The sequence below is a fragment of the Actinomycetospora straminea genome (assembly GCF_028737255.1).
GTDB lineage: Bacteria > Actinomycetota > Actinomycetes > Mycobacteriales > Pseudonocardiaceae > Actinomycetospora > Actinomycetospora straminea.
In genome coordinates, this window is the sequence record NZ_JAQZAN010000034.1 from 38,280 (window position 1) to 44,377 (window position 6,098).

A 6,098-nucleotide genomic window follows, 5' to 3' on the forward strand; every position below is an offset into this window, starting at 1 on the left:
GGTCAGAGTTCGGCCGGGACCTCGGCGTCGAGGGGCGGAGGGCCCTGGCGACGCCATGCCCATCGCAAGGTCGCCCGGACCCCCTCACACCATCCGGGCCGCGATCGCGTGAGCTCTGGCCGCGTCTCCGCGAGCCGCTCAGCAGCGAGGAACTCCGCCTCGATTAACTCCTCATACGCCAAGGCCGTCCGATGAGTCGCCGGCGCCGGCGTCGGGTCAGTCAGGCCGTTCGCCAACCGTGACGGTGCCGTCGCGAGCCACCGGCACGTCGTGGCCACCCCGGCCGCGTACCAGCCCTGGCCACCGCGGGAGAAGTCCTCGTGGTCCCGGTCGGACGCCGCGCGCCACACGGCCACGAAATCGGCGTGTGGCACGCAGATGTTGCCTACCGGGATCGCCGCCACGTCCGCGTCGGTCACGTCCATGCTCGACACGGTGACACTCGGGACTGACAGGCGGAAGCACGAGAGCCTCGAGTACGTCCGGGCGGCGCAGCTCGCGTCGATCGACGCAGCGGGTCCGGACCGTCGAAGAGCGCCATGGCGCGAGTCCGGCGCACTATTCGAGCGGCCGGCGACGCGGGTTGAACAAGGAGCGCGGCATCAGGCCGGACGAGCGCCTGGGCGCGACCTTGGGCACCGCCAATTGGGTGCTCCTTGCGGCCTCTAGTCCGTTTGGACGCGTAACAACTTCGACGTCATGCCCGATATGATTGCGGCACACCACTTGATCAAGGGGGGCTCTTCCCGGGATGCCGAAGTCGACGACTTGGGAACTGCCAGCCCACACTCGCGCGAAACACGACCTGTTGAAGTACTACCTCGGGGGTTGGTTTCCCATCCTCAGCAGGTACAACGAACGTGTGGTGTTTCTCGACGGTTTTGCCGGACCTGGTGTCTACCAAGGAGGCGAACCGGGGTCGCCGCAGATTGCGCTCGACGCACTACTCAAGCACAACTACTTTCCGCAGATGTCAAACAAGCACTTTGTCTTCATCTTCAACGAAATGCAGGCCGACCGATGCGAGAGCCTCGCCGAGATCGTTGCGGAGTTCCAGCGTCAGAACAGCCCCTGGCCCAATAATGTGGGCGTCTCCGTTAACAACTCCAGCTTTGAGGAAGTTGCCAGCGAGATGCTCCAGTACCTGGAGCAACAAAAGGCAAATCTGGCGCCCACCTTCGCCTTTGTCGATCCATTTGGCGTCAAGGGCATCCCCATGGCGTTGCTGGCGCGCCTGCTTGCGTTCCGGCAATGCGAACTGTTCGTCTACTTCGACTTCAACACGGTCAATCGTTTCGCCGCAGCCGGCAACATTGACGATCGCCTGACCGAGCTGTTCGGCATTGACCTCTACAAGAACGCCCGCGATCTGGCGGGTACAGACCGGAAGCTCTTCCTGCACAACCTCTATCAAGATCAGCTCAGAAGTGTGTGCGGCTTCCCCTACGTGCACAGCTTTGAGATGATCAGAGAGGACGGCAAGACCGGGTACTTCCTCTTCTACGGGACCCGCAGCGTCACAGGACTTCGAGTGATGAAGGACGCGATGTGGCGGGTCGATCCCGGTGGAGGGCAAAAGTTCTCTGACTTCTTCGCGGGCCAAGACGTACTCTTCGACGTCGAGGTTGATACCTATCCGCTGAGACTTGAGTTGCAGAGCCACTTTGCGGGGAAGTTGGTGAGTGTAGAGGAGCTTGAGCAGTATGTCCTCGTGAACACACCTTACGCAGCGTCTCATCTCAAGAGGCTCACCCTAAAGCCAATGCAGACTGACGGGCTCATCGCTTCCCCGAATCAGAAGAGGAAAGGGACCTATCCCGCAGGGACTATGATCCAATTCTAGCTGGGGAGTTGGTCCCAGGTCTCGCCATCGAGGACCCGGCCGCCGGCCTTCGGTGTTCGCCCACCCCACTGCTTAAAGAAGAAGGCGACATTTGCGTCAAGTGCTTGATCGCGTATGTTTCTGACCCACCCTTCTTCCATCGGTCGAGCCGATCGCCCACTCTCCCCGCCTGCAATGATCCAGTGGATTTCATGCAGGTCAAGCTCGCCAAGATCGCCCAGAAGGGGCTCGGCCGAGATGAATCGCACACGCGCGGGGACCGAGCGCAAGTGATTCATTCGATCAACGTGGCTGCTCGACTCTACAGTCACGCCTAGCCATAAATTGTCTGGCCATGACAGCCTATCGGCCACGCGAGCGAGGCGCAGCGATCGCTTGGTGAGAACCTGATAGGTGTGCTGTGGAGTCTCGGCGATCACGTCGAAGACGTCCTGGACGTAACTAAGGGGTACTTTGGCGTGGAACAGGTCACTCATGCTGTTGACGAAGATGAGCCGTGACCGCTTCCACTTCTTCGGAGCGTCGAGCGAGTCTGGGTGAAGCGCCAGGCCGAAACCAGGGCCAGACGTGCGCGGGTGCCCGTCTGTCTGATATCGGGGTTGGCCCATCGCTTTCAGTCGACTGGCAAGGGTCAGTGCGTAGCAATTGTCGCAACCATCGCTAACGCGGTCGCAACCTGTAGTCGGGTTCCAGGTTGCTTCCGTCCACTCGATAGTTGAGGCGCCTGCCATGATCGAAGCGTACTCCCTTATTTGATCCTTGTCGAACATGTGTTCGACTTAGCCCCACGCGGGTCGTGCCATTGCAAGGGTGCCCGCCGGGCTTCGTGCACCCAGCACCGGCGGACGCCGTGCCCGGTCACCGCGAGGGGCTCGCGGTCGTCTCGTCCGGGCCGCTGGCGCATGTGGTCGCGCGGGTGGTCGAGTACTACGCGTGCCTGTCGCTGGCTGGCACGATCACCTGCTGCCGAACCGCGCGGGCTGCGCGAGGTCTTCGCGCCCTACATCAATGCCGCCAGGGCGGACTGGTGGTCGCGCCCGAACCGGCACCAGCAGCCGGCGCCGCTCCCCGAGCAGCGGCTATGGCGCCTCGAGCGAGGGAGGCCGGCGCCGCGAAACGCTGAAGGCGATCCGCGATGGGGCCAAGAGCAGCGGATGGGCGGTGGCGACCGTGGGCGCCTGCTGAGCAGCGGTAGGCCGCTGCCCGGTCACGCCGCTCGTTCGCTCATGCGCGTGCCGCTGATCGTGTCCCTCCGGAGCTCGCCGCGCAGCCTCCCGTCGTGCCAGGAGCTGGCAGGACCCCAGCAGGTACGCCCACCCCGATCAGGTTCATCAATCGACATCTCCCGCCGGCCGGTTCCCGACCTGATCGCCGACCGGCTGATGGAGCTGGTGCGCACGGACCCGGCCGAACGGGAGAACCACACACCAGCGTCACGTCAGGACGCCAGCGACCGGCTCGGGCACCGAGATCGGCGGCGGTGCCTGATCTTCGGTTCAGCGGGACCGAGACGCGCAGTGGCCCGAGCCCCGTGCTGAACCTGATGCCCATCCAGCCCCCGCCTCGGCGACAGTTCGAAGGTCCGAGCCAACTGCCGGTCCTGTCGTCATCACCCCTCGTGCTCGTTATCGCTGGCGCCTGAGGGCTGCTTCGAGCCTCGGCTCACGCGGCGTCCTTGTGGCTCGGTGGCGAGAGCGGGGCGCGAGGGGAGCCACCGGGAGGTGCTGGCAGTGCCGAGGCACGCCGCGTGGCACGAAACGACGACGACCGGCGATGCCAGGGAACTGCGAGTGACGGCCCACGAGGACGTTGTCCCTGGTAGAGGCAACGTTCAAGACGATCGTCCAACCCCGCAAGGTGGTGCTCGTTCGAGGTGTGTTGATCGGGTCGGTGCGCTTGTGCCATGCCTACCGAAGCAAGGCGCGGTCAGAGTTCTCGGAAACGGCTGACCGGTGTGGTCGGGGACGCGCACCATCGTGCGGATGGGAGATGAGCACAGCGGCGCGTCGGGCGCGGAGCGGCCCGTGGGGGCGACCGAAGAGATGAGGCAGCCGGCGCCGGACGAGGTGGGGGACGGGTTGCCGTCGGGGGTGACCGAGTTGGCTTGGGGGGACCCGGAGCAGTTCTACGAGAGCTTCTTGGCACACCTCGAGGCAGACGCGGAGCGGTTCCGGGCCTACCGGCAGCAAGGGTCCGAAGCATGAGAGCTGTGGCGTCGAGAGCGGCGATACGGAGGGGTGAACAGCGAAGACGACGCGAGTACGACGACGTCGTCGGCTGCCCGCCCCGCGGACGTGGTGAGGGCGCCGCGCCGCCACGGTTCTCGAGGCCCCAGCGTCCCCACCCCCGGTCGACTCGTCGGGTGGGACAGAGCGAGGCGTACACCAACGCGTCGGACAGGTAGGAGTTGGCTGCCGGGTTCAGGTCGACGGCGAGGTCGCACCGGCTGACGACGCCTCTGAGCCCCGGCCCAGTCGGCACCCAGACGGGCGACCAGGGCCGTGGCGAAGCCGACGTCGCACACCGGACGAAGAGCAGCTCGCCGGGGTCGTTCTCGCCGAGCACCGGGGGAACCACGAGCAGACCGCGCCGCTCCGCGTAGTCGCGCAGCGGTGGGCGGCAGCGGCCGGTGCACTCCATGCGTTCGCGGCGAACGAGCGCCTCCGCGCCACCGTGGAGGCGCTCCCGCACCCACCTGCCACCCTCCCTGGCTTGACCCTCGCTCGGCTGGCCTTCGACGCTCGCCCGCCGTGCTGTTTGAGCGGGTGGCTGCTGGTGCTCCCGGCACCAAATTGGCAAGGTCCGGTGCCACGCTTCGTTTCAATCGCACTGGCGGTCGGGTCACGCGCTGCGGCTCATCCCGCGCGCCTTCCCACGGCCGGTCGCTCGTGGCGTGAGGGGAAAGCATGACGGAGGCAGAAGTAGCCGAACGCGCCAGGCGATACATCCTCGACGGCGGCGATGATGACCTCCAGTGCCTCTTGAGGAACTCCGAGGTTACCGCGGGCATGGCGCGGGGCGCGTTCCGCAGGATCGGGGTCGGCAACGGGTGGAGTGCCATTGACTGCGGCTGCGGCCCGATCGGCGGCCTCGCGGTCTGGCCGAGATGGTGGGGCTCCGCCGGCCGCGTCGTCGGGGTCGACGCCAACGAAGCGGCGGGTGTCTCGTGCCCTCGACCAACGTCTCCGGTCAGCACACTCAGTCAGCACCGGCGCCAATTCCCCGCCGTCGAGCGTGGCGCGTCACCCGATTGGCGTAGAACCTAGCTCTCGTAGACCTTGCTGTGGTCACCATCTGAGAGGACCCTCATCTCAGAGAGGTGTGCACTGCCTCAAAAGTCGAGGGGTGGCCAGAATGCTGATCGCGCCGAATTCCTGGGCTTGCGGTGCTTTGACATATTAGCCCTGCGGAAGGCTGCGTCATGCTACAGCGAGTAGCGACCTTTGTACTAGCTGGTGTGTCTGTGCTAGCCGTCGCAGCGGGATCGATCAGTGGGGTGACGCCTAGTGCCTCTACATCGTCGATGAGTGGCTTGACGCCCGCTGCCTCTGCCTCTGCGCCCATCGGTAGCGAACCCAACTGCCCTGGCGGTTTTGTTCCAGGTACCGATGAGTGCTTCGTCGTCCTTGGTCCGGGATCGGCAGGAGCGCCCGCTAATGAAGGCGAGCCCGATACTCCAGATGAGTTGGCCGATTTCTGTAAAGCGGCAATAGTGCGTGGGGCCACATCCGAGGCGATAGGCGCAATGATAGGTGTTTTGGGTGATGCCGTCGCTAGGGTAGGCGTTCCTAATGGGAAGGAGCTCGGCGACTTGTTCATGGCTGCTGGTGGTGGTGCGGAGCTCATCCCACTCGCTGTGCAGTTGCAATCCGAGCTCGACGCCGGTTCGATCGGCAACGCGACATTTACCTTGGGTCGCCTGGTCGCATTGAATGGCGGTCTGATCCCGGGCCCGGTAGGGCGTGCTTTCGGTCTTACTCGCAACGGCATCGACTGTTTGCAGTCCGGCTTCATATACACACAGCGCCTAGGGCAAGGCCTCGGAGGTGATTTGCGGCGTCAGTACATTGAGAGGAACGGAATTACTCCGGAGGAGGACCTTCGGAACGCCTGGCGTCATTGGTTCACTTTGCCGGCACATAGAGGCGGTGGCGACCAGCCCGGAGGGTCCGGCGCGCGAGCCGGCAACGGTCAGCCCAACAACGGTCAGCCCAACAACGGTCAGCCCAACAACGGTCAGCCCAACAACGGTCAG

At 64.7% G+C, this 6,098-nt stretch carries 4 protein-coding genes; 2 read left to right on the plus strand and 2 right to left on the minus strand.

Annotation, left to right across the window (positions count from 1 at the left end):
• Window positions 1-2 precede the first annotated feature (2 nt).
• A complete protein-coding gene (locus PH190_RS29355) occupies window positions 3-425 on the minus strand; it encodes a hypothetical protein (RefSeq protein ID WP_274235085.1) in 423 nt (140 codons plus the stop codon).
• Window positions 426-751: 326 nt separating this feature from the next.
• Between PH190_RS29355 and PH190_RS29360 the strand changes: the two genes are divergently transcribed.
• On the plus strand, window positions 752-1,843 hold the full coding sequence (locus tag PH190_RS29360) for a three-Cys-motif partner protein TcmP (protein ID WP_274235086.1): 1,092 nt from the start codon (window positions 752-754) through the stop codon (window positions 1,841-1,843).
• Here PH190_RS29360 and PH190_RS29365 read toward each other — a convergent pair.
• Window positions 1,840-2,613 (minus strand): DUF5131 family protein, encoded by a 774-nt coding sequence (locus PH190_RS29365; RefSeq protein ID WP_274235087.1) that lies wholly within the window; start codon window positions 2,611-2,613, stop codon window positions 1,840-1,842. The genes PH190_RS29360 and PH190_RS29365 overlap by 4 nt on opposite strands.
• 3,041 nt (window positions 2,614-5,654) lie before the next feature.
• On the opposite strand from PH190_RS29365, the gene PH190_RS29370 reads away from it, so the two are divergent.
• On the plus strand, window positions 5,655-6,098 hold a 444-nt coding region (locus tag PH190_RS29370; protein ID WP_274235088.1), incomplete at its 3' end, for a hypothetical protein.